The sequence below is a fragment of the Silvibacterium acidisoli genome (genome assembly GCA_022870745.1).
Classification (GTDB): domain Bacteria; phylum Acidobacteriota; class Terriglobia; order Terriglobales; family Acidobacteriaceae; genus Silvibacterium.
In genome coordinates, this window is the sequence record CP085323.1 from 3728429 (window position 1) to 3754791 (window position 26363).

The 26363-nt window shown below is 58.7% G+C and carries 22 protein-coding genes; 10 read left to right on the forward strand and 12 right to left on the reverse strand.

All coding sequences use genetic code 11. The features are described 5' to 3' along the window. Window positions 1-255 precede the first annotated feature (255 nt). Both LJD29_RS15585 and dcd read right to left on the reverse strand, forming a co-directional pair. The gene (locus LJD29_RS15585) at window positions 256-918 is read right to left on the reverse strand and encodes a LuxR C-terminal-related transcriptional regulator (protein WP_446742472.1); all 663 of its coding nucleotides are present in this window, start codon (window positions 916-918) and stop codon (window positions 256-258) included. Window positions 919-1006: 88 nt separating this feature from the next. After that, the gene (dcd, locus tag LJD29_RS15590; protein WP_446742473.1) at window positions 1007-1561 is read right to left on the reverse strand and encodes a dCTP deaminase; all 555 of its coding nucleotides are present in this window, start codon (window positions 1559-1561) and stop codon (window positions 1007-1009) included. A gap of 167 nt (window positions 1562-1728) precedes the next feature. On the opposite strand from dcd, the gene LJD29_RS15595 reads away from it, so the two are divergent. Further along, window positions 1729-2004, forward strand: a complete 276-nt coding sequence (locus LJD29_RS15595; RefSeq protein ID WP_446742474.1) for an HU family DNA-binding protein — start codon at window positions 1729-1731, stop codon at window positions 2002-2004. A gap of 58 nt (window positions 2005-2062) precedes the next feature. On the opposite strand, the gene LJD29_RS15600 is transcribed toward LJD29_RS15595, so the two are convergent. After that, window positions 2063-2212 (reverse strand): hypothetical protein, encoded by a 150-nt coding sequence (locus tag LJD29_RS15600; RefSeq protein WP_446742475.1) that lies wholly within the window; start codon window positions 2210-2212, stop codon window positions 2063-2065. Window positions 2213-2284: 72 nt separating this feature from the next. Between LJD29_RS15600 and LJD29_RS15605 the strand changes: the two genes are divergently transcribed. Further along, window positions 2285-3316, forward strand: a complete 1032-nt coding sequence (locus LJD29_RS15605) for a glycosyl hydrolase family 18 protein (RefSeq protein ID WP_446742476.1) — start codon at window positions 2285-2287, stop codon at window positions 3314-3316. 63 nt (window positions 3317-3379) lie between these two features. On the opposite strand, the gene LJD29_RS15610 is transcribed toward LJD29_RS15605, so the two are convergent. The 3 genes from LJD29_RS15610 to LJD29_RS15620 all read right to left on the reverse strand — a co-directional run bounded on the left by LJD29_RS15610 (window position 3380) and on the right by LJD29_RS15620 (window position 7583). Then, the gene (locus LJD29_RS15610) at window positions 3380-4549 is read right to left on the reverse strand and encodes a YXWGXW repeat-containing protein (RefSeq protein WP_446742477.1); all 1170 of its coding nucleotides are present in this window, start codon (window positions 4547-4549) and stop codon (window positions 3380-3382) included. Between the two features lie 409 nt (window positions 4550-4958). Then, window positions 4959-6974, reverse strand: a complete 2016-nt coding sequence (locus LJD29_RS15615) for a GxGYxYP domain-containing protein (RefSeq protein ID WP_446742478.1) — start codon at window positions 6972-6974, stop codon at window positions 4959-4961. Window positions 6975-7154: 180 nt separating this feature from the next. After that, complete coding sequence (locus LJD29_RS15620; protein WP_446742479.1) at window positions 7155-7583, reverse strand: DUF1801 domain-containing protein; 429 nt, start codon at window positions 7581-7583, stop codon at window positions 7155-7157. A gap of 132 nt (window positions 7584-7715) precedes the next feature. Between LJD29_RS15620 and LJD29_RS15625 the strand changes: the two genes are divergently transcribed. Next, the gene (locus LJD29_RS15625) at window positions 7716-9050 is read left to right on the forward strand and encodes an MFS transporter (protein WP_446742480.1); all 1335 of its coding nucleotides are present in this window, start codon (window positions 7716-7718) and stop codon (window positions 9048-9050) included. A 78-nt stretch (window positions 9051-9128) separates the two neighbouring features. On the opposite strand, the gene LJD29_RS15630 is transcribed toward LJD29_RS15625, so the two are convergent. After that, entirely contained in the window at window positions 9129-10856 is a 1728-nt protein-coding gene (locus tag LJD29_RS15630) for a pectate lyase-like domain-containing protein (protein WP_446742481.1), read from the reverse strand. A 140-nt stretch (window positions 10857-10996) separates the two neighbouring features. Further along, entirely contained in the window at window positions 10997-11779 is a 783-nt protein-coding gene (locus tag LJD29_RS15635) for a YcbK family protein (RefSeq protein ID WP_446742482.1), read from the reverse strand. A 467-nt stretch (window positions 11780-12246) separates the two neighbouring features. On the opposite strand from LJD29_RS15635, the gene LJD29_RS15640 reads away from it, so the two are divergent. Both LJD29_RS15640 and LJD29_RS15645 read left to right on the forward strand, forming a co-directional pair. Further along, entirely contained in the window at window positions 12247-13395 is a 1149-nt protein-coding gene (locus LJD29_RS15640) for a glutathionylspermidine synthase family protein (protein ID WP_446742483.1), read from the forward strand. Further along, window positions 13371-14135 carry a hypothetical protein gene (locus LJD29_RS15645; RefSeq protein WP_446742484.1) on the forward strand — a complete coding sequence of 255 codons (765 nt, stop codon included), beginning with the start codon at window positions 13371-13373 and terminating at the stop codon, window positions 14133-14135. The genes LJD29_RS15640 and LJD29_RS15645 overlap by 25 nt, the downstream gene beginning before the upstream one ends. 79 nt (window positions 14136-14214) lie before the next feature. On the opposite strand, the gene LJD29_RS15650 is transcribed toward LJD29_RS15645, so the two are convergent. Then, a complete protein-coding gene (locus LJD29_RS15650; RefSeq protein ID WP_446742485.1) occupies window positions 14215-14898 on the reverse strand; it encodes a hypothetical protein in 684 nt (227 codons plus the stop codon). 281 nt (window positions 14899-15179) lie between these two features. On the opposite strand from LJD29_RS15650, the gene rpsO reads away from it, so the two are divergent. Both rpsO and pnp read left to right on the forward strand, forming a co-directional pair. Further along, complete coding sequence (gene rpsO, locus LJD29_RS15655) at window positions 15180-15446, forward strand: 30S ribosomal protein S15 (protein WP_446742486.1); 267 nt, start codon at window positions 15180-15182, stop codon at window positions 15444-15446. 369 nt (window positions 15447-15815) lie between these two features. Continuing rightward, entirely contained in the window at window positions 15816-18251 is a 2436-nt protein-coding gene (gene pnp, locus LJD29_RS15660) for a polyribonucleotide nucleotidyltransferase (protein WP_446742487.1), read from the forward strand. Between the two features lie 272 nt (window positions 18252-18523). Here pnp and LJD29_RS15665 read toward each other — a convergent pair whose 3' ends face one another. Continuing rightward, complete coding sequence (locus LJD29_RS15665) at window positions 18524-21211, reverse strand: ABC transporter permease (protein ID WP_446742488.1); 2688 nt, start codon at window positions 21209-21211, stop codon at window positions 18524-18526. An 8-nt stretch (window positions 21212-21219) separates the two neighbouring features. After that, the gene (locus LJD29_RS15670) at window positions 21220-21546 is read right to left on the reverse strand and encodes a PadR family transcriptional regulator (protein WP_446742489.1); all 327 of its coding nucleotides are present in this window, start codon (window positions 21544-21546) and stop codon (window positions 21220-21222) included. A 274-nt stretch (window positions 21547-21820) separates the two neighbouring features. Here LJD29_RS15670 and LJD29_RS15675 point away from each other — a divergent pair, with 274 nt between their 5' ends. From LJD29_RS15675 to LJD29_RS15685, 3 genes are all read left to right on the forward strand, one after another. Beyond that, the gene (locus LJD29_RS15675) at window positions 21821-22759 is read left to right on the forward strand and encodes a FecR family protein (RefSeq protein ID WP_446742490.1); all 939 of its coding nucleotides are present in this window, start codon (window positions 21821-21823) and stop codon (window positions 22757-22759) included. Between the two features lie 537 nt (window positions 22760-23296). Then, window positions 23297-24331: a carboxypeptidase-like regulatory domain-containing protein gene (locus tag LJD29_RS15680; RefSeq protein WP_446742491.1), complete on the forward strand. Its 1035-nt coding sequence runs from the start codon at window positions 23297-23299 to the stop codon at window positions 24329-24331. A 180-nt stretch (window positions 24332-24511) separates the two neighbouring features. Beyond that, entirely contained in the window at window positions 24512-25504 is a 993-nt protein-coding gene (locus tag LJD29_RS15685) for a hypothetical protein (RefSeq protein ID WP_446742492.1), read from the forward strand. Window positions 25505-25588: 84 nt separating this feature from the next. Here LJD29_RS15685 and cysE read toward each other — a convergent pair whose 3' ends face one another. Continuing rightward, entirely contained in the window at window positions 25589-26359 is a 771-nt protein-coding gene (cysE, locus tag LJD29_RS15690) for a serine O-acetyltransferase (RefSeq protein ID WP_446742493.1), read from the reverse strand. Window positions 26360-26363: the final 4 nt, after the last annotated feature.

Below are 26363 nucleotides of genomic sequence, written 5' to 3' on the forward strand. Positions count from 1 at the left end.
TGGAGAAGCTGGACTTACTACGGCCAAGTAGGTAGATGCAGGATTTGGGATGGGGGTTGAAGATAAGTGCTTGAAAAGAAGTATCGTGGAAACCAAAAAAAGTGGGGCTGCGGTTCAGTTTCCTGCGCCGCCAGCCCCGTTCCCCAGATCTGCGTTGTTGCTAGTAACGTTGTACTGCAATCCAAAGTAACAAGCAAGATGCTAGTTGGCCAGTGATCAAAAGTAACCGGTTTGTTTGATACGAATGCAAAAAAATCACTCTTCGTCACTTATTACCAAAGTGCGCGTCGCTACCTGGATCGACAGGGCGATCCGGTTCTCCACTCCCACTTTGCGCATGAGGCGGGCGACGTAGGCTTTTACGGTGCGTTCTTCAATGCCGAGGGTATCGGCAATCTCTTTATTGGACCGTGCCGCTATAAGCAGCCGCATTACTTCGCGCTCACGGCCTGTGAACTTGAAATGATGGCGCAGAACGGGCTTTTCAGAGGAGTGCAGCATGCGATCGACGAAGGCGGAAAGCACGCGACGGGGAGCCCAGATGGACCCGGCCTCGACGACCTCGATACACTGCATTACCTGTTCCGGAGAAGCGGTTACCTGTAGGTAACCTTTGGCGCCCGCAGCGATGGCGCTGATGATGGTTTCCTCGTCGCTTTCGATTCCCATGACCACCAGCCGCAGCTTGGAATGGGCGGCGCGAAGGCGCGCAAGGGTTTCGAAAGTTTCGACGGGGTTACCGAGACTGACCATCACCATATCGAAGACGCCGTCAGCCAGCGCCTTCGCTTCAGGGATACGCTCCACGGCAATGCGGGGTTCATCGGCAAAAACCGATTCGAAACCCGCAACGCGCAGCGGTTCGAAATCCAGTAAACCGATGTGCAGACGTGGCGGCCTGTCATCCGAGTGGGTCATACAAATAGGGGAAACTTCAAAAATAAACGTGCGCGGGTTGCCGTCTCACGCGGCCATCCGCTTCAAGTCTGGCACTATGATGCGTTTTTTACAGTTTAGGCAGTACGATGCCCTGCTGTTTCTGGTACTTGCCCTGGCGATCAGCATAGCTGATTTCGCAGACTTCGTCCGACTGGAAGAACAGGATCTGGCAGAGTCCTTCGTTCGCATATACCCGGGCCGGCAGAGGGGTGGTATTCGAGATCTCGAGAGTCACAAAGCCTTCCCATTCCGGTTCGAACGGCGTCACGTTGACGATGATGCCGCAGCGGGCATACGTGGACTTGCCCACGCAGATCGTCAGTACGTCCCGGGGAATCTTGAAGTATTCGATAGAACGGGCCAGCGCAAAAGAGTTCGGCGGGACGATGACCGAATCTGCTTCAACCGAGACAAAAGATCGTTCGTCAAAGTGCTTGGGGTCGATAATCGCGCTGTTTACATTGGTGAAAATCTTGAACTCGTTCGACACCCGCAGGTCGTAGCCGTACGAGGACAACCCGTAGGAAATCACGCCCTCGCGTACCTGCTTTTCGCTGAAAGGGGTGATCATTCCGTGGTTAACTGCCTGCTCACGAATCCAACGATCGCTTTTAATTGCCAAGAAAACTCCTTAACCGGGGTCAAAAAAACCAGCCAGCTTTGCTTAAGTTACTCCAAAACTTGCATCTTACGAGACGATCCGAGCGTTGACAATGCCGGAAAACCTTCTTAGCATCACACCATAACCGGGGATGTTGAAAACTTCGTTTGTGTTCAGGAGTGAAGCCATTGATTAAACAGGACATCATCCATCACGTGATCGAGCGAACCGGTCTGCCCCGCGTCAAGGCCGAGGCAGCGGTCGACACCGTCTTCTCAAGCCTAAAGAAAGCCCTGGCGAATGGCGATCGCATCGAACTGCGTGGTTTCGGCGTGTTCAACGTCCGTCCCCGCAAGACCGGTATCGGTCGCAATCCCCGCACTGGAGCTGAGGTAAACATCACCCCAGGCAAGGCCGTCCGTTTCAAGCCGGGCAAGGAACTGCATCTGCTCGACGGCGAATAAAGGACCGCTAAACCATCTCCGCAGGCACGGCCGCCGGCCGTGCCTGTGTTATTTTGGCCTATCCCCAGGCCCCACTAGAAAATCGATTGCCTTTCTTTTCATCCCCAGCTGCGTTTACCGGATCTTCTTTATAAAAGAAGTTGACAAAGGCGGCTGCCACACCTATACATGCTGCACCGCCGCGAGCGGTGCTTTTTCGTTTGCCCATGAGAACTCCTGCTGAGGAACCGGCGAAAAAGGGCAGTCCTGTCGTCCCAATACCCCCTTTGGAGGTCCACCTTTGCTCGCACTCTGTAAAGCCTCGTCTTTTGCCGGTCTCGCAGTCGCCGCACTTCTCAGCATTACCGGCACCGCTCTTGCCCAGGGATGGAACCCGCAGCCCCCAAAACCTGCCCCCAAACTGGTCGGTTACCTGCCCGACTACGACGGCAGCTACGCAGACTTCGCCAAGACCCTCGATTTTTCGAAGATGACCCACCTGTATCTTGCCTTCGTGAACCCGCCCTTTTGTGATGGCACCTGCACCGCCAGCAGCGACATGACCTTCTCGCTCGGCCAGACCGACGCCGACATCAAGACGCTTGTCGATGCCGCGCACAAGGCGGGGACGAAGGTTGTGGCATCGATTGGCGGCGGCGGAGGAGACCAGCAGATCCTGCAGTTCTACAACGCAGGCCTTTCGAAGCAACTCGTTCATTCGCTCGACAAATGGATGCGTCAACACAACGTCGACGGAGTCGACCTCGACATTGAAGACCCCAGCAACATGGGCCAGCCGTACGAAGAATTCACCAAGACCCTGGTCGAGACCTTCCATCCGGAAGGAAAGATCGTGACGGCGGCGGTTGCCGAATATCTGCAGGACGCCATGCCGGACAAGGCGCTGCACATGTTCGACTTCATCAACATCATGAACTACTCGAACTACGACGATGCCGTAACTGCACTCACCTACTACTCCGATACCAAGAAGGTTCCCAAGGACAAGATGACCCTCGGCGTACCCTTCTTTGCTCAGAGCGGAGATGGCAACATCGAGGAAACCTATAGCACGGTACTCGCGGCATATCCCGATGCGTGGGATCGCGACATGGTCTCCGGCGGAAGCCTCGATGACGGCACCACGCTCTACTACGTCGGACAGGCGAGCATGGCCCGGCAGACGGAACTGGGCAAGAAGTACGGTGGCATCATGATCTGGGAGCTTTCGCAGGACGTGACCGGTCCGCACTCGCTGTACAAAGTGATCGAAGAAAACTTTCCAAAGAAGAGGCCGGAACCGTGTCTGCCCGGATTTCCGTTCGGACGATAGTATCGGTGTAGAGAGAAAAGGCCTGGGCATAGCCCAGGCCTTTTCGGTTGAGGAAGTGGAGCCCTACTGGGGCCGCTTCTCCTGTTCGGGTCGTGGCTCCTCTTTCGGTTGCGGGTGAGGAGCCGGCCTTGCCGTTGGATGAGGCTGAACCGCTGGCCTTGGAGCAGGTCTGGGTGCGGGCCTGGCTGCGGGTTCCGTGGGACGCGCTGCCGGACGTGGCTCGGTAGCTGGACGCTGCTGAGGTGCAGGCCTGCCGGCAGGTTGCGCCGGGCGCGCTGCCGGTTCATTCGGACGCACGGCAGGTGAAGGCCTGGTCTGCGTTGCCGGCCTGTTGTTGGTAGGAGCCGGTCGCTCCGCCGGGGTAGCAGGCCGCGCCGCCTGGGCAGGACGTTGCGGTTGCGTTGCGCCAGGACGCCCAGCTGGCGCTGCGTGGGCCGGCGCTGCTGGTTTTGGCAGCGAACCCGGCGTCACACGCTCGAACGGCGCCGCTTTTGCCCCGCGTGCAGGTACTGCGCGAGCAAAGTCTGCGGTGGATGTGGCCGGTCTCGCCAGTGCAACGTGCGCAGGCGCGCCGTGGTTGATCGAAGCGTAGTTTGCACGATCCTGGCGGGCGAAGTTCACATGCTGCACCTGGGCTGCCGTGGGTTGCACATGACGTTGGTTTGCATAGCTCTGCTGCTGCGGCGTAGGCCGGGCAGCAATTCCACGCGGACCACCGTTGAAGCTGGTGCGATTGATCACGGTGGTGTTGTTGATGTACGTGTTGTTGATGTAGGTGTTGTGGATGATGGTCGTATTCACACGCGTCACCGCCGTGTTGTAGGCGAAGACGCCGCCCCGCCACTCGCCGCCGCCGAAGCCGACACCGGTGTAGCCAAAGCCGTAGTTCACTCCGCCATAAAAGCCAACCTGCGGCCCCCAGTAGCCTGGGTGCCACGCGTAGAGACCGCCGTCACCCCAGCCCCAGTAGCCAGGTGTCCAGAGCAGTCCCGGTTGCGGCGCGAGAACCCAGGTTCCGGGCACCCAGAAGTAGCCGCCGTCGCCGTCATAGGCCCAGTAGCCAGGGGTCCAGATGTAATTCGGTGCGGGGCAGATCGGCTGCTCGTACACCGGTAGTGGTGGTGGTTCGATATTGATCGAGATTCCGATCGAGAACTGTGCGTAGGAAGCGCCAGGAAGCGCTCCTAAAAGTACTACGAGAATAATGCTTCGTAACCTTCGCAGAAGATTCATTTCGTTCACCTCCGCCGAAGATCCGTCGTGCCCCTGCGTCATGCTCTCTCGCGTGGGATTCGAGGAACAACCGGCAATCTATTTGTTCTCCATGTGCCCTGGCCAAACGAACACGCTGTGAACAATAAACAGAGACACCAACAGTGGAATAAGTTGCTGACATTAGCACTATCTTTCGGTCAGCGTCCCCGTCTGGACGAAAGAATGCGCTCACCCGTCCGCACGGGTCAATCGCTCTTTACCTGGACGAATGGGGAACCGATCGGTCGGGAGCTGGGGGCCCCGCAGGCGAAAAATTATTGTGAATATGTGTTTATCGGACTCTCTCCAGACGACGTCATCGAAGCTGGAGAAGCTCACCGCTACACCTCGCGCCCCGAATGCAGGACGCGAGGTATAGGAGCAACGGCTATGACTTTGCGTTGGCCATCCGTACAAGGTTGAAGAACACATCCGGACGGACGAGCTCAAAGTCCGAGCCCATCTGGTTCGCCAGCGAAACGGCATCGGCAGGCATCATGTTCCACGACTCCAATCCCGCCGCGATGAAGAGCGGCGAGGTGCCGTTCCACGCTGCCGCTATCGCTGCAAGCTCCGTAACGCCACTCGCAAGATCGTTCACCCCGAGCAGCGTCGAGACCGGCACGCCGGCAATTATCGATGTCTGGCTGGTGGTTTCGAAGTTGTACACGATCCCCTGCAGCCCTGGAGCGTTCTGTTTATAGAGCTGCACGAGTTCCGCCGACAGCGCCACGTCAGTGCTGCCGTTGCGATTGTAGACAAAGAGAGAGTGCATGCCAGTCTGCTGCATGTATGCGCCACTGCGCTTCATGAAGCCCGGCAGCGTGGACGAGGGCCATACGTCAGGATAGGTATATCCCGCACCCGATGGGCCAGCGACAAGAAGATCGTTCTCTGTTTGTGTTTGTTGAAAATAACTGAGCATCGCTGGAGCAATATCCATTAGCAGCACGCTCACGCTCCAGCCGAGCGGCACCTGCCCGCGAGCCGGATCGTCCCACATCTGCCGCATGCGGTGCTGATCGTATTGAATGTTGTCGCCCTCCACCATCGTGAACGAGATGTAGATCTTGTTCTTGAGCTGTGGCGTTTTCGCAGGCGGTTGATACGGGCGGATCGGCGCTCGAATGCCGCTGAAAGCCGAGCCGTTGTAAAACACATCCGCGGCAACCACCGGTGACGAGTGCTGGCCGCACAGCGTGACACCCGGCATCTCGTCGCCATTTGGAAACCATCCGAGATATGGCGCGTCCGGATCGAAGGTTGCGAGGATTTTGGCAAACAGCGCAGCTTCCTCCGCCACGTCCGGATCGAGCCAGAAAACCGGAGCGCTCGTCGCCACGATGTAGTCGCGAAAGAGCGGATTCACCACCTGGATACTTGGTTGTGTAGCCGTTGCAGTTACAAAATATTCATTCCACATGGTGGCCGTCAGCGTAAGCTGCCTGGTGCCTGCAGGTGGAGTGAATTTGTAGATGAAGTAGTTCGTCCCGTCGGCGAAACGCCAGCCTCCGGAAGCAACCTGGGAACTGTCCGCGTCAAATAAGAACGGTGCTTCTCCCGGGCTTCCGGGCTGGAACGACGCTATCGTCGCGCCATCTGCTGTCAAAGTGACCTGAGAAACCGAAGGCCCCCATCCATCGCTGGTGTAGGCATCCTGGAACTTCACGTAAACCGCGGCATCGCTCGCGAAGGCAGAAAGATCCATCGGGTAAGCCTGCTTATTCGATCCATCGGTGATCGGCGCGGAGACCTTCAGCAACGTGGTCCACTGCACGTTGGCGACAGCCTGCGTGTTCGAAGGTCCGATGGCCGCCATCAGCCTCTTCGTCGTCCTCGGCCATACGTTTGCCAGGGCGTAGTTGTAGACCGAGAATTTGTCTGTAAAGCGTCCGGTAAGATCCTCGATCACGCGCAGCTGCAGGCTCTTCGCGAGATCCGCTGTTGCGATCACCGCACCATGCATGCCTGCCAGCGTCGTAGCCAGGTTGATCGTGTCCGGCACGTTGGGGTCATACACGATGGCGCCATTGATCTCTGAACGGTAGCGGTCCACCAGCGACCATGGATCGGATGCGGTGGTCGATGGCACGTCGACGCTCTTCAGCCACTCAGCGTTGGTTGGATCTGTGCCCCAGTAAAGATACAGTCGCGGACGAGTACGATTCACGATGCCCTGGAGCGAGACCAGCACGCCTTGATGATCGGCATCGAGTGCCGTGATATCGGCGGAGTCGAGATGATAGGCCTCAGGAAAGACAGGCAAGGCACGATTGCTCGGCCAGTAGAAGGTCGCCTGATTGGAACGGCCTCCGGCAGCCTGGGCGAATGTCGAGATATTGAGCGAGTGCGCCCCGGCGGCGACACCGCTGAGGGCGAGGAATTTTCTGCGAGACAGGGACATGGCTCATCCTTTGCAAAGAGGGGAGTGGGTTCTCCGAAACATGATGCTTCGAAGAAATAACATCTGCAAAAGCGGTGGCGTGGTACCGTTTCCACCAGCCAGCCAAAGAACCTATTTGTTGCGACAGTAAGGTGTCAAGCGAGCAGGAGTTACTCACTCTTACTAAGTATTGCGGAAGAGTTATTGCAGGATTGTTTTCTTTGCCTTCAGGCGGCTCGGCTTCTTTTTGCCTTCGAGATTGAAGGCGACAGCGGCGCGGATCAGGTCGGTCAGTGCCGTTTCGTCGATGCCATCGTCTTCGCGAATGTCTATGGCTCGGCGCACGTTTCCTTCGAGGCTGGAGTTGAACAAGTGGTACGGGTCCTCGAGCGAAGCCCCTTTGGCAAATGTCATCTTTACGACGCTCTTATAGGTTTCACCGGTGCAAATGATACCGCCGCACGACCACACCGGAGTTCCTCGCCACTTCCACTCTTCAATAATCCCGGGCGCAGCCTTCAGCACGATCTCGCGTACCTTCGCGAGTGTCTTCCCGCGCCAGTCCGCCAGCTCACTGATCTTGGCGTCGATCAGGGCGGAGGCGGATTCCATCGGTACGGATGTTTTCATCAATAGCTCCAGATCCCGCAACCAATCTAGCTGGGTATCACGGAAGCTGCAACTCCGGATTTGCGCTTAAGCGAGCACAGGCGGAGCTCTTTTGAGCCGCATGCGTTTCCTCTGCATCTAAAAAAGACATCGATGGCGACAGAACCCCAGGTTTCAAAATCGCGCGACTTCTCGCACGCGTGGCGCGCCTTGCGTCATCGGAACTTCCAGCTCTACTTTGGCGGACAGGGCATCTCGCTCATCGGCACCTGGATGACGCGCATTGCAACCGCGTGGCTAGTCTATCGCCTGACCCACTCGGCACTTCTGCTCGGCACGGTCAGCTTCTTCGGCCAGCTTCCCACATTCTTGATGGCGCCTTTCGCTGGCGTGCTCATCGACCGCATGAACCGGCACCGCGTGCTGATATGGACGCAGGTGCTATCCATGGTGCAGTCGCTTGCAATGGCCGCGCTGACGCTTGCGCACGCCATCACCATTCACGAGGTCTTCGCGCTGAGCGTCCTTCAGGGTGCTATCAACGCCTTCGACATGCCGGCTAGGCAATCGTTTATCTCGCAGATGGTGGAAGACCGTGCGGACCTCTCGAATGCCATCGCCATCAATTCGTCGATGGTCAACTTCGCCCGGCTTATCGGACCGTCGATCGCCGGCGTGGTGATCGCGGCCACGAATGAAGGCTGGTGTTTCCTCATCGATGGCATTAGCTATATCGCGGTCGTCGTGTCGCTGCTGTTGATGCGCGTAAAGCCTGCTGCGCCGCGTACTGGCGTGCAACCGAAGATGGTGGCGCAGCTTCGTGAAGGCTGGTCGTATGTTTCCACCTTCGTGCCGATCCGCAGCATCCTTCTGCTCTTCGCACTGGTCAGCCTTATGGGGATGCCTTACGTCGTGCTTATGCCTGTGTTTGCCGCGCAGGTACTGCATGGCGGCCCGCATACTCTGGGCTTCCTCATGGGCGGTGCAGGAGTGGGAGCGCTCGTTTCGGGCCTGTCGCTGGTCTTGCGTAAATCCGTTCGCGGCTTGCTCAAGATGATTCCGATCGCAGCCGTAACCTTCGGTACAGGACTGATCCTCTTCGGCCTTTCGCATCAGTTTGTGCTATCGGTACTGTTGATGATGATTGTCGGCTTCGGCATGATGCAGGGTCTGACCATCAGCAACACCATCATCCAGACACTCGTTCCCGAAGACAAGCGAGGCCGTGTGATGAGCTATTACACGGCGGCCTTTGTCGGCATGGCGCCATGGGGAAGCCTGCTGGCCGGTTCGCTCGCTCATTGGATCGGTGCGCCGCACACGGTGATCCTTACCGGATCGGCCTGTGTGCTCGGCGGTGCATGGTTCACCACGCGGCTTAAAGCGATTCGCCATGACATGCGGCCCATCTATATTGAACTGGGCATTCTTCCCGACAAGAGCAAGCACCCGCCCACGGAGATGGTCCAGGAGCAGGCGGGCAGCTAAGGCATGTGGGTAGCCTGCGCCCGCTCTTCCAGGAATTGTCATCCCTCACTGCGTTTGGGATGACAAAATCAGCAACACTTACTTCGCCGGATAATCCGTGACCTTCGGCGTCACACGCGGATTCATCTTCGTGGCTCCGCCGGTGTTGTTGATCACGTTGCTGATCTCGCCGTGATTGCCAAGCGCCACAGTGATCATGTGATGAAACTTCACCTCCGGCTTCTGCGGAACTTCAATCGCATGCCCCAGCTTTACGTTCGGATGTGTGAAGACGCTATAGATACCCAGTCCCCACGCCTCGTGGCTAGTCACCTTGTCATCGACCTTGTAAGAAGCCCACCCATCCGCATTGCCGCCGCTGGTAAACATGTACTGCGCAGGCGGATCGTAGGGAATCTCCGACTGATAGAAATATGTGCGCCCGTGATTGCCGTTCCAAAGCACCTGGAAGCCCTGGTGATGCTCAACGAAGAGACCATAAATCGTTACGTAGTCTGCGTTCACGACCAAACCATTGTCGCTGACGTTGCTGATCCAGCCCACGCCCTTGCCATGATCCGCACGCCAGATCCAGGTGTGATCGACGATGGTGTCGCGGCTGTTGATCTCGAGATTTTCGGTTACGCGGCCAATCCCCGCGCCACCTACGCGAAAGAACACATCGTGCAGAGAGATGGGATTCTTCGTATGAACAGCCTTACTCTTCTGCGGGCCAATCTGTAACAGATACGGTGACTTGGTAGGACCGCCATCGAAGAGAATGCCTGCAACGATGATGCCGTCCACGTCCGCGGTCGTCATCGCAGCCTTGCCCTTCATCGGCTTGAGGGTCGCGAATCCAAGACCCATCACTACTGCGTCAGGCCGCTTCACTTCAATCGGTTCGTCGAGTTCGTAAATGCCCGGAGTCAGCAGCAGGTCTTTGCCCTTGGCCAGCGCAGCATTGATCGTTGCAGCCGAATCGTGTCCTGCCTTCGCGATGTAGAAATGGCTCAGAGGAATGGAGTGGCCTGGAGTTGCGCCGTTATGCCATGAAATCCCCGCGCTTTCGTGCTGCATCGAAGGCACGCGCACGCTCCATGCCCCGGCCCTGTCCATTTCAAGGAACGGTTTCTCACGAACGACCGGAGTCTTGTCGATCTTTGTATAGGGAGGCTGCGGCCACTCGCCCTGCGGTTGCTGCGGAACACCGACGAAGACCATATTCCAGTTCGAGCCGGTCCAGCTGTGCCACTCGCTGTTGCGCGAGATCCACTGCTGTTGCGTGCCGGAATCGACATTGCCGTCGGTCAGTGAGTCGGACATCCATCCGCCGCTCGCCCAGCCATGATTCTGATGCAGCACCAGGTTGCCCTTCACATGCATGCGGCGAAAGGGAACTGCCTGCGACACCGCCCACTGCATCGTTCCGCTCGAAGGCGAGACCGCAATGCCCTCGATCGCACGCCAGAAGGTTGTGGTGGCGTTGTTATTCGGCTCGCTCGCATCCGCATGCACATTGCCTGAGATATGCACCGCATCCGGAGTCGCACCCGCGCCAATCACCTCGGTGTAGAAACCAACTGGAACGTCGAGCTTGTAGTCGCCCGGCAGAAACACAAATGCATTCCGCTGCGGACCGAACTCGTTATGCTGCTGCACGGCATAAGCGGCATTGATCTTCGCCTGCATCGCTGCCTGCGGCATCTTCGGGTCGAAGATCGCTACGTTCGGGCCGAAGTCCGGGGTCGCAGCCGCAAACACGGACAGAGGTGCGGCAGCAAGCAAAGCAGAGAGACAAATCGTTTGTCTCAGGCGGTTTCTCATCACGGGCTCCAGGTCTTTCTAAAGAAATCTCTCTATGTCTATCCTGTTCGTGCCGCACCCGGCAAGTGCCGGGTGAATCCGAAACGCACAAATGCCCGGGATACCCGGGCATTTGTGCGTTTCATGTGTGCTGCGATGAATTAAGTGGCGCGTTTATTCCATGTGCGGCTGTGTCGGCGCATTCCACGCCGATGAATAGCCCTGGGAGCATAGGCCCATTGGCGAACCGGTCCCACATCGATGTGGACGAACTGGCTAGCCGGGTAGTAGCCGACGCCGCCGGCATGAAGCGACAACGCCGCGTCGCGCAGGTTGCTCGCCGAGACGCCGGGCACGCGAATGTCCAGCGCTTTCGCCACGATGTGCTGCGAATGCAGCGCCGCATTGGTGCCACCCTCCGCGCGCAGCATGTCATTCGTTTCCTGGCTGCGGAAACCGGAGAGGATGTTGACGGCATCTCCCGAGTGATTCACTTCGGCGAGGATGGTGTGCAGTACATCGAACGTACGGGGATCGTAGCTTGCCACCGTACCGTTGTGGCTGTCGCGCAGGAAGGCGTTTAGCGAATCCAGGGCCTGCGGAATATAGACGTCGCCGATGCGATACACCACATCGATGCTCTGATCGTCGTTCGACCGTGTGAGCCGCAGTTCGTAACGTGTTCCGTCGGTGGGAACATATTCCTGGCTCAAGGGAGGTATTCCCGCTTCGGGAAGAGGAATGGCTAGGAATCGGTGAGCCAGAGTCCGGAAGCGGCCATGCTTATGAACCTTCAGAACACGCGCGCCCGCATCATTCGCGATGAAAAGAGCGGTCAGAGCCGTGGCTCCCAGGAATACGCCTTTCAGCAGGCGGGTATTGACTCGCCGAAAAAGGGGAGCGAGCGGAGCCGATTCGGTAATTCTCTGCCAGGAAAAATTCAAAACGCGATATCCAATTGGGGATTTGGCAACCGTTATCTTTCCAATGTATTCAAAGCGGCGCGCAAATCGCAAGAGGTAATCGTCATTTAAGTATGCGAATCGACATGCGCCAGAAATCGGTGCGTGTCTGATACCAAGGCGACTGCTCCACAGCTCACTGGACAACAACGCACACCCCACTACAGCGATCATCCGTAAGAGCCAGAGTGTGTCTTACTACTCGCGCTTTGTGATTCCCCCGGGAGGGAAGTTTATGGGGGTAGCGGCCAATTGAACTGAGATGCTTTTCCCGTACTCTAGTCACGGAGATGTTCTGCGAAGCGATGGGCGTAGAGACAATGCAATCTCAAACGGACTCGCTGGATGCGTTTCCATGTGGCCTAACTTTAGGTGCGCCGCTACCTCCAACCGTCCTGCGGGCGGTGGAACGAGAGTTGAACCTTCGTCACGCAAAATGGGATACACGCGTGGGAAATGTTTCTGTTCTCTCGCCAGAACCGGTGCTGATGCATAACCGGGAATGGCGGTGGCTATGCAGACAGGCGGAAAGTGCTAGTCGTGAGCTGCTTGCCTTGGAACAGGAAATTGTTGGCCGCAACGACCTCCAGGAGTTGCTTGGCATTCCAGTAAATCTAAGGCGATTGTTGCAGGGGAAATCGCAGGAAGCTCGCCCCGTCGTCCGAGCATTCCGCTTCGATTTCCACCCTACGGCCAAAGGCTGGATGCTCTCGGAAGTTAACAGTGACGTACCGGGAGGGTATGGGGAAGCCTCAACTTTAACAAGCCTGTATGGCCAACATTCAAGTGGACTAGTCGCGCCGCCGGATCCTCTCGTAATTTGGGCAGATGCTGTCGAATCGGTAGCGATGGGCAAAGTAGTTGCGCTGCTGTATGCGCCCGGATTCATGGAGGACGAGCAGGTCGTACGCTCGCAGGCGAAGGAACTAGGGCGCCGCGGCTTTCAGACCTACCTCATTCAAAGTCCCTTCGCTTTGAAGTGGAACCGCGGACGCGCAGTGCTACGTAAATCGCCTGCGACAGCCATTGATATCCTTGTCCGGTTTTACCAAGTGGAGTGGCTTACCCAGTTGCCGGTGTGGACCGGGTGGAAGGGGATGTTTCATGGCGGAAATGACACACTGGTCTTGAATCCCGTTGTTTCTGCCATCTCCGAAAGCAAACGTCTCCCGCTTTGCTGGCCTTATGTGTCAGAACGAGCATCGGCATTTCGAGATCTTCTGCCGGAAACCTGCGAGCCGGCCAATATTGTGGGGATGACACGAGAGGACTGGGTTCTGAAGGCTGCGTACTCCAACACGGGAGACGATGTTCACCTCGGTGCTTCCAAGACGGCTTACGAGTGGTCAAATCTGCTCGGCAACGCGGTGCGTCAGCCTCGTCGCTGGGTCGCCCAACGTCGATTCGATACGTCAGAACTTTGTTCAAAGGGCGGGTTGGTGAAACCGTGCGTAGGGGTTTATGTCATTAATGGCTGCGCAGCGGGTGCTTACGTCAGGCTGTCGCGGAGACAGGTCACGGATGGATATGCGCTGGAGGCCCCGTTGTTTTTGTCGGATTTTGAGGAGGACGGTTGGATCGCGAACAGGCTTGGATGATCTGGGCACCGGAAGAGTCACAGTGGGGTAGGTGGACAAAGCCAGCTTTATTCTCTTTCCTGCCGGAAACTTTGTCGTCACAAAGCGAACTACCTATCCCAGACTGGTCGGCATTGAGCCAAGGTGATACTGCTGTCCTGGTTGAACTCCCGGGGCCGCAAGCTGTTATCGCAGGACTACAGTTCGCAAGGTTCGGCTACAGGCCGATTGCGCTGTTCAATGCAAGTCCCTTCGCACCAGAGATCAAAGTTGCGGGGGACGGTGGCTTTTCAAATCCGATCGTCGATGTTGCGCGCATAGTGTGGACTATCGAGGGCTATTCGGCCAGTTTGGAGGAAATGCATTTACCGGCTTCTGCACCACCAGCATTTCTTATCGATGCGAATCGAAGTAGAGGGCCTTTGTTTCCAGGCGCCGGCATGTTCGATAATCGCTCCGTTGTTTGGGAAACGGATCTGCCGGAGGCCGAGGATTTGCAGCGGGCTGGTATTCGCCGCGTGGTGCTGGTTCAGACGAATAGGGTCTTTCGATACGATCTGGTCGGGATTCTACTTTCCTGGCAGACAAAAGGTATAGAGATTACAACTCAGGCGTTCGCGCAGCCGTGGAGTCCGCGAAAGGTCGTGGTCAAAAGCCCAGGCAAAGTTGCTGTCCTGATACGGACGTTCGTGAAATGGATCGTCTTCAAGACGAATAGTTTTGGCGCGTTCGGAAATATTGCTCATCCATCCGGAGGATGAACAGCAAAAGTGGAAGGCACTATTCGGCTGTCGTTGAATTAGTCCTTCCACCCAAGCTCGCTTGAAGGGGCTGCAACGACTAGCGCTCATCCCGATCCGGGGTGAGATGAACGCTTCCTGCACCTACGTTGATCTTGAGATCGCCGTCGCCGCTTCCGGTCATGTTTTTGGAGATGATGCCGAATGCGCCGTTTCCCTTTGGGCGGTCGTCGCTCAGGTGTCCCACTCCGATGCTGGTGTCGAGCGTGGCGTAGTCGTGGTCGCCGTCAAGCTCGGCGTAGATAGATCCAGCGCCCAGGTTCAGCTCGCGATTCCCGCGCAGGGCGTGCGCTTTGCAGCGTAGGGTACCGGCGCCCAGGTTGATTTCGTTCTCCGCCGATGGCTCTGCCCTTGGCAGGTAGAGCGTGACGGTGGCGTGGGCGTCTTTCGGAAACTGCAGCGTGATTACAGCCTCGCCCTTGTCGACGTTGAGCGTCTGGACGTACGAGCCGAGCGGCTTCTCTGCGCCGGGCGAGTTCACTTCGATATGCAGCCTGTCGCCCGCCGACGGAGCCAGGCGTAGCTCGCCCTCGCATACGCTCACCCGCAGAGAGTGAAGGCCGGACAACGTACGTTGCACCTCAAACCGCGTTGACGAGGAGATGTCGCCCGGTTGCGCATGATAGGTCCAGGGAGCATTGTTGTCGGTGCAATGGTGCGAATCCTCGGCGCGGGCGTGTGCGCCGGCGAGGACGAAGCTGACTATGGCGAGTACCATTTTCAAGTGCGGTTTCCGCATACGTTCTATTCCTGCGTGTAAGAATCGGCGCGCATCCAGCCGCCTTGCTGACGGAATACGCGGGATGATTCCCGGTAGTTCCAGAAATCGAGTGCAGGGTGGTCGCTTCGCAGCGGCTCAAAAGAAAAGGCTTAGCGTCATTACGTGCGTTCTCAACAGGTGCAAGGTGAGGCCGTTTCCGTTGCTGGCAAAATCCGCCCATGTTATTCTTGGTGCAGACATTTAGGAAGTGTAGAGAACAAGGAAACAGGAGTAACGCACACACCGTGCTGGCACCCGAAAAGAAAACCGATATCATCACGCGTTTCCGCACCCATGACTCCGATACAGGGAGCCCTGAGGTTCAGATCGCGATCCTCAGCGAGCGCATTGGCGAGCTGACCGAGCACTTCAAGACCCACGCAAAGGATCATGGATCCCGCCGCGGCCTTCTGATGCTTGTTAGCAAGCGCCGTCGCCTGCTCGACTACCTGAAAACCAACGACTCCGACCGCTATCGCGAAGTCATCGGCAAGCTCGGCATACGCAAGTAGCCTCGGCGAGTCCCTTGTCCCCTAAGCAGACGCGAAGGACATTGAACCAGGATTGGAAGACGCGGGTTGGGCGAATGTCCCTCCCGTCTTTCTCATGTGTGAAGCTCGACCCACCCGGGTCGCTCCACGCATTCGCTTTTGCATTTCCCGGGGTCTCCGCGCGGTGAGGCGACAAATCGCCCGCCGCATCGGCGCAGACCGGCTTCAGCCGGCTTTCCGCCCCCTGTCCGTCCCACCTGCGAATTGCTCTGCACGCTGCACCCGGGCCTCTGCCGCCCCGGGCGTCGAAATCAGCTATGCGCTGCCCATGGCCGCGCGCAGCGTTGCTGCCGCAGCATTCGCAACCTCCCATCCAGAAATGAGGATTCTATGAAGCAGGACATTACCGTAGAGCTTGCCGGTGGCAAGCAGCTGCATTTTGAAACTGGCCGGATGGCCAAGCAGGCCTCGGGCGCTGCGCTCGTCACCCAGGGTGAGTCCGTTGTACTCGCCACCGCCGTTGCCTCGCCCGATCCAAAGGAAGGCATCGATTTCTTCCCCCTCACCGTCGATTATCGCGAGTATGCCTACGCCGGCGGACGTATCCCCGGTGGCTTCATCAAACGTGAAGGCCGCCCCAGTGAGAAGGAAATCCTCACCAGCCGCCAGATCGACCGCCCCATCCGTCCGCTCTTCCCTGAGGCCTTCCGCAATGAGACCCAGGTAATCGCGCTGGTCTTTTCGGCCGATAAGGAAAACGACCCCGACATCGTCGGCATCAACGCTGCGAGCTGCGCGCTGGCACTCTCTGACATTCCCTTCAACGGTCCGGTTGGCGCCGTGCGCGTGGGTCAGGTGAACGGCGAGTTCATCATCAATCCCACCTACACCGAGCGCCGTGACAGCACCATCAACATCACCGTTGTCGCCACCAAGGACGGCATCGTGATGATCGAGAGCGGTGCGCAGGAAGTCGAAGAGAGCGTCATCGTCGACGCCATCGAGTTCGGCCACACCGAGATCAAGAAGATCGTTGCTGCGATCGAAGATCTCGTCAGCCGCTCCGGCAAGACCAAGCGCGTTGTAAACGCTCCCGAGATCGACTCATCCTATTACGAAGCGCTGAAGACCAAGGCCGGCGATCGTCTGAAGGATGCCCTCGACACGCACAAGCACGAGAAGACCGCCAGCTACGCGCTGGTGAAGCAGATCAAGGACGAGCTGGCTGCCGAGATCCCGGCCGATGAAGACCAGGCCACTGCGAAGAAGAAGCTCTCGAAGTATTACGAACTGCTCCGCGAAAACATCTTCCGCGAGCAGGTCACCAAGGAGCGCATCCGTCCCGACCGCCGCGCCTTCGACCAGATCCGCGCCATCAGCATCGAAACCGGCGTACTGCCCCGCACCCACGGCTCGGCGCTCTTCACGCGCGGCGAGACCCAGGCGCTCGTCACCGCCACCCTCGGCACTGGCGACGATTCGCAGCGCATCGAGACCTTCGAAGGCGAGCAGAAGAAGCGCTTCATGCTGCACTACAACTTCCCGCCGTTCTCGGTGGGCGAAGTGGGCCGCATGACCGGCACCGGACGCCGCGAAGTCGGCCACGGCGCACTTGCCGAGCGCGCCATCGCTGCCGTTCTTCCCGCCGAAGCCGATTCGCCGTACGCTCTGCGCGTCGTCTCCGACATTCTTGAGTCGAATGGTTCGTCGTCGATGGCCTCGGTCTGCGGCGCCAGCCTCGCGCTCATGGATGCAGGCATTCCGCTCAAGGCCGCCGTTGCCGGCGTTGCCATGGGCCTCGTGAAGGAAGGCGACGACTACGCCATCCTGACCGACATCGCCGGAGCCGAAGATCACTACGGCGACATGGACTTCAAGGTAGCCGGAACCCGCAAGGGAATCACCGCGCTGCAGATGGACATCAAGATCCCCGGCATCACCGGCCAGATCATGCGTGAAGCCATGGAGCAGGCGCGCCGCGGCCGCCTCTTCCTGCTTGACACCATGGACGAAGCGCTGAGCGGACCCCGTGAGATCAAGTCGAAGTACGCACCGCAGATCCGCACCCTGCAGATCCCGACGGACAAGATCCGCGAGCTCATCGGACCCGGCGGCAAGACCATCCGCGGCATCATCGAAGCCACCCAGGTCAAGATCGATGTCGACGATACCGGCCGCGTAAACGTCGCTTCGAGCGACGCCGACGGACTTGCCAAGGCACTGGCCATGATCAACGATCTGACCGCTGTGCCGGAAGTCGGCAAGACCTACCTCGGTAAGGTGGTTCGCATCGCCGAGTTCGGCGCCTTCGTCGAAATCTTCCCCGGCACCGACGGCCTGCTCCACGTGAGCGAGATCGCCGAGCACCGCGTGAAGGACGTGAAGGACGAACTGCGCGAAGGCGATCAGGTCCTGGTCAAGGTTCTGGGCGTCGAGGGCAACCGCATCAAGCTCTCCCGCAAGGCCCTGCTCAAGGAACAGCGCCAGAAGCTTGGTCTGCCTGAAGGCGGAGCAGCGGCGGGCGATATCTCCGCCAACGGCGAAGAGGGTGAAGGCGAACAGCCCCAGCCCCGTCGCGAACGCGCCGAGCGTCAGCCCTCATCGAACGCCAGCACCATCACCATCGAAGGCGGAGACGACTTCGACGATGAAGACGGCGAAGAAGGCGACGAGCCCAACTTCAACCGCGCCGAAGGCGCACCCGCAGGCACCGGCGAACGCCGTCCCGGCGGTTCCGGTGGACCCGGCGGACAGCGCCGCCGTCGTCGCGGCCGCGGACGCGGCCCAGGTCAGGGCGGCGGTGGAAACCGCGGCGGCCAGGCCTAAGCTGGATCGCTAAGTAAAAGAAGGCCGCACCGAAAGGTGCGGCCTTCTTGTCTTTACCCGCGACGATATCGGGTGCCCCATCCAAGCTCCGCTTGGGTGGGAAAGAGTTACTTCCGGCCAAAGCGCCGACTTGTAAAAGGGCCGGGTGCCCCATCCATGACCGTCTTTTGGTCATGGGTGGGATAGGACGTTTGAGCAGGCGCAGAACCCACCCATGACGATGATGCCGTCATGGATGGGGCACCCTCTGCTGAGGAGAGATCCAACCCGCCCTACTCCGTACGAAGCGATTCAACAGGATTCACATTCGCCGCGCGCATGGAGGGTACGAGACTGGCTACCACCGTGGCCGCTGCCAGCAGCAGGGAAGCTCCGGCAAGCGTGGCCGGATCGCGTGGCTTCAATCCGAAGAGGAGCGCACTCGCCGCACTGGCTACAGCGAGAGACAATCCCGCGCCCAGCACCAATCCAACAGCCAGGAGCGCCGCGGCTTTCCTCAGGATCATGCCTGTAATGCTCGAGCGTTGCGCGCCCAGCGCCATGCGAATGCCGATCTCACTGGAGCGCTCGGCGACTGTGTAAGACATCACTCCGTACAGGCCGGTCACGGCAAGAACCACGGCGAGCACGCCGAAGAATCCGGAGAGCGTAGCCAGCAGCCGCTCGGCCTGCAGCGATTGCTGGATCTGATCCTGCAATCCATTGAAGTCGAAGCTGATCTCTGAGCTCACGCCGTTCAAGGTGAGACGCAGCGCCTGCTCCATGCCCTCCATCGGCAACCGGGACCGGATCAGCAACTGCATGGAAGTATCGGGCGGGCCGTCCTGCGCGAGCGCGAGATAGGCAATTGGTTCGAACGCACCGCGAACGCTATGGTACTTCGTGTCTTTGACCAGACCGACGATCTGGAAATCCTGTTCCGGGGTTGATGGAGTAGCCTGGCGCCAGAAGCGCGCTCCAGTAGGATTTGCACCCAGCCCCAGCTTCCTGGCGAAGCTTTCGTTGATCACAGCCACGCGGGGAGACTGGGTGTTGTCATGGTCGTTGAAGTCGCGCCCGGCAAGGATCGAGACTCGCAGCGTTCGAAAGTAGTCAGGGCTGACGGCGCTGAAGTTGGAGTTGATCCGCTGGGTGGAGTTGCGCCCATCGACCCATACCTCGTTGTTCCAGCCGCTGCCGCCCAGCGGTACAACGTTCGTGTCGGATGCGCTTTCCACGCCGGGAATGGCGCGAACGCGATCGAGCAGCTGGCGCTGAAATATAGCGCGCCCTTCAACAGGAGTGTGCAGGCGGTTGAGATCCAGCCTGGCAATCAGCACATTTTTAGCTTCGAAGCCCGGATTCTCCAGCAACAGGTTGCGCAGGCTCTGCGTGAAGAGCAATGCGCTGAAGAGCAGCACCAGCGAGAGCGCCATCTGCGATACCACCAGTGCGCCACGAAAGCCCAGCCGCCCACGGCTCGACGTCATGCTGTGGCTGCCCGCCTTCATTGCCGCGCCCGGAGAGGTACGCGAGGCCCGCATCGCCGCTCCCAGCCCGAAGAGCAGGCAGGTGAGGAACGAAACGCCTAGCAGAAAGGCAAAGAGACGCCAGTCCAGTCTGAAGTCGAGAGAGATATCGAGGTACGCCAGCAGAGCCCGGCTCAACGCCCGGGCCAGCGCCGCGCCGGCCAGAGCTCCTGCAAGCGAGAGCAGCAGGCTCTCCCCGAGTACCAGCCGAATCAGCCGCCAGCGCCCCGCACCGATAGCCAGCCGCACCGCCATGTCACGCTCCCGCGCCGTCGTCCGGGCAAGCATCAGGCTGGCGAGATTCGCGCATGTAATCAGCAGCACAAGGCCCGCGATGCCGAGCAGAAAACGCAACGGATCGGAATACGTCTGGCGCAGCATGGAGACGCCCGCCGCCGAAGGCTCAGCAGTGAGCTGCATCTTCAAATAATTCTTCACGCTCTCAGCGGGATAACCAGGCCGCAGCGTAGAAGCAAAGATCGCAGGCGAAGCGGATTTCAGATGCGCTGCGATCTGCTGGACAGATGATGCGGGAGCAACCCTGCCGATCACCGAGATCCACCAGTCGGTGCTCGAATTGAGAACGTTTCTCGTCTCCAGGTAAGGCTGCGAGCAGACGGGCACGGCTACATCGAAGTTGTCACCAACCGCTACGCCGAAAAACTTCTGCGGCGTGATGCCGATCACTTCCACGGATTTGTCATTCAGTTTCAGCTTCTGGCCCAGCGCCGGGCGGCCGCCGAACTCCCGCTGCCAGAAGCCGTAACTGATGACTGCGCCCGGAAATCCGCAGCCGGGGCGATCGTCCTGCGGCGTGAAGAGCCGGCCGGCAACAGGCATTACCCCGAGGACGTTGAAGAAATCGCCGCTTACGTAGAGTCCATTCACAAAACGGGCGTCGCCGCCAGAATCGCGAGAGAAATCAGCTTCCCTCCACGCGGCGATTCCGGAAAAGCCCTCGTGATCTTCGCGCAGCTGCTCCCAGATCAGGTTCGTGACCGCGGGATATCCGCTCGACATATTTCCTCGTGCGGTGCTCAGGTCCACAACACGCACCTGCGCCAGCTCCTGCGGCTTCTTCACCGGCAACGACTGCAGTAACACCGCATCGAGAAGCTCGAAGATCGCCGTATTCGCGCCGATGCCCAGCGCAAGTGTTGCGACGACGACGAAGGCAAAGCCCGGGTTCCTGACAAAGATACGCATCGCGCTTCGCACCTCGTGCCACAGGCTCGCAAGCCCAAGTGCAACATCTTCCGCCGAGACACGCTCGCGCATCACCGTGGGATTACCGAAGCGCCTGCGCGCATCGCGCTCCGCCTCTTCGCGGCTCATGCCCTGGGCCATGTTGTCATCGACACACATGGCCATGTGTTCAAGCAGCTCCGAGTCAATCTCACGCTCTGTTTGCGAGCGCCTTCCCAGCGACAGAATTCTCCGCAAGAGTGCCATCGTTCACCTCAAGCAAAACGCAGAATTGCATCCACACCTTTAACTACCTGGGCCCAGTTCTTTTCACGGCTGGCGAGCTGCTCCCGGCCGGCGCGCGTCAACGCATACCACTTGGCCTTGCGCCCGTAGTCGGTAATGGCCCAGTTGGCGCGTACCCAACCGCTCTGTTCCATGCGGTGCAGCGCCGGATAGAGAGAGCCCTCCTCCACGTTGAGAAGCTCGTCGCTGACGCGCCGGATATGCATCAGGATGCCGTACCCGTGCATGGAATCCAGTTGAGAGAGAGTCTTGAGGATCAGAAGATCGAGCGCGCCCTGCAGATCGTTTTTCGCCATAAGTCAATTCTGCCCTAGACAGCGAGGGTAAGAAGGAGCGTAGCTTCGGCCTGCCCTAGATGTCAAGGGAAGATGCGTTGGCGCATGAGGGGAAGGATGTTTCTCCCTATCGTGCATTGGAGCCAGCTTCGGCATCGGGCGAATGCCCAGGGCGTGCTTTCAATGTCATCCGATTGTCATTCCTGCCGCTGCATGCCGCTTTTCGCCGGGACAGCGTCTCCGCGCATGGTGTCCTTTTGGACCCTGATGCATCTAAAAGTGTGAGGTTCAAATCATGCCAAGGCTACAAGTTCACCTGTTGGTCGCCCTGGCGACGCTGTCTGTGTCAGCTTTCGGGCAAAGCACAAATCAGGCCCGCCCAGGGACTCTCAATTACGTAGAAGGTACCGCCGCGATTGGCAGGCACGTTCTCTCTTCCCGCTCTGTTGGTTCGGCCGAGTTGCAGCCGGGCCAGACACTGACAACCCAGAATGGAAAAGCAGAGATTCTGCTGACTCCGGGTGTTTTCCTTCGCGTGGGGGACAACAGTTCGGTCAAAATGATCGCCCCGGATCTTACCCATACAGAAGTGGATCTGCTGCACGGTCAGGCCCTGATTGAAGTTGACCAGATCTATCGGCAAAACGATCTGCTCGTCGACCAGAACGGAGGGCAGACTGAGCTTCTGAAGGTTGGGCTTTACGGATTCAATGCAGATACGAACAGTGTTCGCGTGTTCGATGGAAAGGCTGCGTTCTATCCGGGAGATACCTATCAGCCAAATCAGAAGCCGGTTCTCGTGAAGGGCAGCCGTGAGCTGGCCGTGAATGGCGAGCTCGCGAAGCCGCAGGACTTCGACAAGAATAAGGTTCACGACGATCTCTATAACTGGAGCAGCCTTCGTTCGCAATATCTGGGACAGGCCAACCTCGATCTCGCGATGTCGTATGCGGGGTCGCCGGGCTTCTATCCGGGATGGTTCTGGAATGCCGGGCTGTACGGTTACACATGGCTGCCAGGTGATGGTCTCTTCTGGAGTCCATTCGGATTCGGTTTCTACTCCCCGTATTACATCTACGGCGGCGGTTATATCTATGGCCGTGGACACTACGGTGGCGGTTACGGCGGGCACTACGGCGGCTACGGCCACGCTCCAATAATCAGGCCGGGCGGTGGCGGCATGGGCGGCGGATTTGCCCACGGCGGCGGCGGTGGTGGCGGCGTACACCGCTAAACGAACCCCGGGAAGCCCACCCAGACAGTTTTCGTCATGGGTGGGCTTTTTCGCGCTGCAACTATCTGCAGGTCCGGTCTCTATAGAGCCGCATGGAGCTGCGCTCTCACTCTGAGACACTGAACCAGAGGCGGAAAGCCTCGACTGCTTCGATAATCGCGAACACTACAAGCATAATCTTCAGCACGAGTGAGTTCCGGCTGATCCAATCTCTGATGTTTGTCACGCTGCTCCCTTCGGCGATAGTTTCGTTCTGCCAACGAGACAACAGCATCCTGGCTTCCATCTTTCCGGCTTCAGGATTAGAGAAATTTCAGATCGAACAGCGTTGCCGGCTCCGCATTTAGAAACAGCCACGCCACACGAGCAGCACTATCTTGCGGGAATCGTGCCGAATACGTGCGCGGCGAATCCATATTGCTCCCAAATTCACAGTGATCCAACACATTCCTGCACCAAAGCTGCATCCCCGAGACTCTAAAGGTCAAAACGATCTCAAGCTGACTGGTTCAGATTTTTACGGAGTCTTTTATAGGAATGCGTTTTTCATCAGTTATTCATGCGCTGATCCTGGGAATGCTGTGCGCCTGCGCTTCTACGACGTACGCGCAGCAGCCGGCCGTTTCTGCAGAGTTGGCCTTGTCGCCGGCACCCCAGCCAGCGACGATTGTCGGCACGGTAACCGATGTGACTGGCCAGGTGGTGCCTAATGCGTCCGTCACTGTCGACAATGCCAAGGGAGACGAGCACCACGCGCTGACAGCCGATGATAACGGCTTCTTTTCCGGAAGCGGCCTGCATCCGGGTGTGGTCTATCACATCACCGTCACTGCCCCAGGCTTCGCTGCATGGAGCTCGAAGGATATTACGCTGACGCCCGGTCAGTATCTCGAAGTAACGGGTATCAAGCTGAATATCGCCGTAGCTGTCACATCAGTACAGGCGACCCTTGATACCGAAGAGATCGCAGCGCAGCAGGTTCGCATCGAAGAGCAGCAGAAGGTTCTGGGCTTTGTCCCTAACTTCTACACGACTTACGAAAAGAACCCCGCGCCGCTCACGGCAAAGCTCAAGTTCCAGATCGCCATGCATACGGAGTTCAATCCCATCACCTTCCTCGGCGCAGGCTTCATCTCCGCAGTCGATCAGGCCGGCAGTGGTTCACCGCACTATCAGCAGGGATGGGCTGGCTACGGGCAGCGCTACGGCGCCAACTACGCGAACGGCTTCACCGACATTCTCTTCGGCGGCGCAGTGCTGCCCTCGCTGCTGCACCAGGACCCACGTTATTACTACCAGGGAGAAGGCTCGACCAAATCGCGTCTGGAGCATGCACTTACCAGCGCCTTCATCTGCCATGGAGACAACGGCAAACTACAGCCGAATTATTCCAGCATCGGCGGCTTTCTGATCTCCGGCGCGCTGGCTGAGACTTACTATCCGGATCGCGACCGAGGCGCAGGCCTTATCGGATCCACGTTTGGCATCAACCTCGCAGCGAATATGGCGAACGGCGTCATTCAGGAATTCATCCTGCGCAAACTTACTCCTTCAGCGAAGCATCGGCCGTAATTCAGACTGCGCTCCATCCATGACACGCATCACGGATGGAGCGCAGCTAATAACATCGATAACATTCTTCGTTGACAGCGTAACTTGCCCGAAGCATAATCATCCCGCCTTACCCCCAAGGCCCGGCCCCGGGCTCGATTACACAAAATCCCACATTTGAGCAACGAAAGGACTGCACCCATGGCTTCCTTCCGTATCGTTTGTCTGCGCCTCGTTTTGTTCGCCGGCGCCGCGTTACTGCCACTGGTCTCGCTACCACAATGGGCCGTTGCGGCAACGAACCCGCCACAGCCATCCGCTGGCCCGCGCCGGCCTGCAAGCGTGCCAGATAACTACGTCATCACGCCGTTTGGCTATTTCCATCCATCATGCGTCCAGGCTCTTGCCAAAGGTGAGCAGCTCCTTGCCGACGGCCGGATTCAATACGCGGACGGAACCTCCTCCAGCCATGCCGCCGTCTGCGGATACGTCCGTTTCTCCCGCAGCGGTCAAATCATTTCCTCGCCGGGCGAACAAGGGCAGCGCACCGCCCAAAGCCCCGAGGTCAACGGCTGGGTCGAGAATGCCGAGGTTTTGACGAACTCTCCAACCGTCGCATATGGAGCGATCCTGGCCGCCTGGACAGTTCCTCCTCCACCGGAACGCAATGACGAACAGGTACTTTACTTCTTTCCAGGTCTAGAGGACAGCAACGATGTTCAGAGCATCCTGCAACCTGTCCTTGGCTGGTTCTACGGCCAGTGGACGATCAACAGCTGGAACTGCTGTCTCAATGGAGTCGCGACGAACAGCGGCCTGGTGAACGTTTCTCCCGGAGATCATATCTATGGCTCGGTCACCAGCACCTGCCCGGCGGGCACGGTCACCTGCGCCACCTGGAACGTCCTGACCGTCGACCTCGACACCGGGCAGAGCACGACCCTCGCAAATACGCCCAGCAATGGGCAAAGCTTCAACTGGGCGTTTGGCGGCGTGCTCGAGGCCTACTACATCGATTCCTGCAAGGACTACCCGCGCGACCACAGCCTGCGCTTCGATTACGTCAACCTGTTCGATGAGAATCTCAAGGTCATTCCTCACCCCGACTGGAGCGGCTATCTCGACACCCAGGACACGCCGCAGTGTCATTACGGCGTGAGATCCACCGGGCATACCGTGACCGTCGATTATTAGCGAGGCGTCACCGCCTGAGCTGCGCCGTCCGTGACCGTCCTCGGGTCATGGATGGTGACTTAAGGAAGAGGAAGCAGCAGGGAACTAAATTCCTTCGCCCATGCTGACGTACGGGCTTCCTCCGGAGAGTTCGCTGCGGTATTGCTGGCGCTCTTCGTCCTCGGTGGAAAAGGCGCGCACGCTATCCAGCTCACGCGTCGTCAACTCCAGCTGCCCGTCGAGGCAATCCACACGGGTGCGAAGCCGTTGTACTTCATCGGCCAGAGCCTTGATCACGCCCGACAGCGGATCCTTGATCTGCGCCGGATCCGTAATCAGCACCCGCTTGCCGTCCTGGTAGATAACGTGTGCCGGCACGCCCACCACGGTCGAGTCCGGAGGCACGTCCTGCAGCACCACCGACCCTGCGCCCACGCGGGAGTTTTCGCCGACCGTGATATTGCCCAGGATGTTCGCGTTATTGCCGACGAAGACCCGATCGCGCAACGTCGGGTGCCGCTTGCCGGTTTCATTGCCGGTGCCCCCGAGTGTTACACCCTGGTAGAGCGTGACGTCGTCGCCTACGATGGCGGTCTCGCCAATCACCACACCCATTCCGTGGTCGATCAGCAGGCGACGCCCGAGCTTTGCTCCGGGATGTATCTCGACGCCGGTATGGAAGCGCGCGATCTGCGAGAGAACGCGTGCGGCGAGCCTCCACTCCGCAAGCCAGAGGCGATGGCTGATGCGGTGGCACCAGACTGCCCACAGCCCCGGATAGCAAAGCAGTACCATGGCTCGCGACCTTGCTGCTGGGTCGCGAGCCAGTACCGACGCGATATCCTCGCGCACGGAGGCAAGAAAGATCCTCGGCACGCTG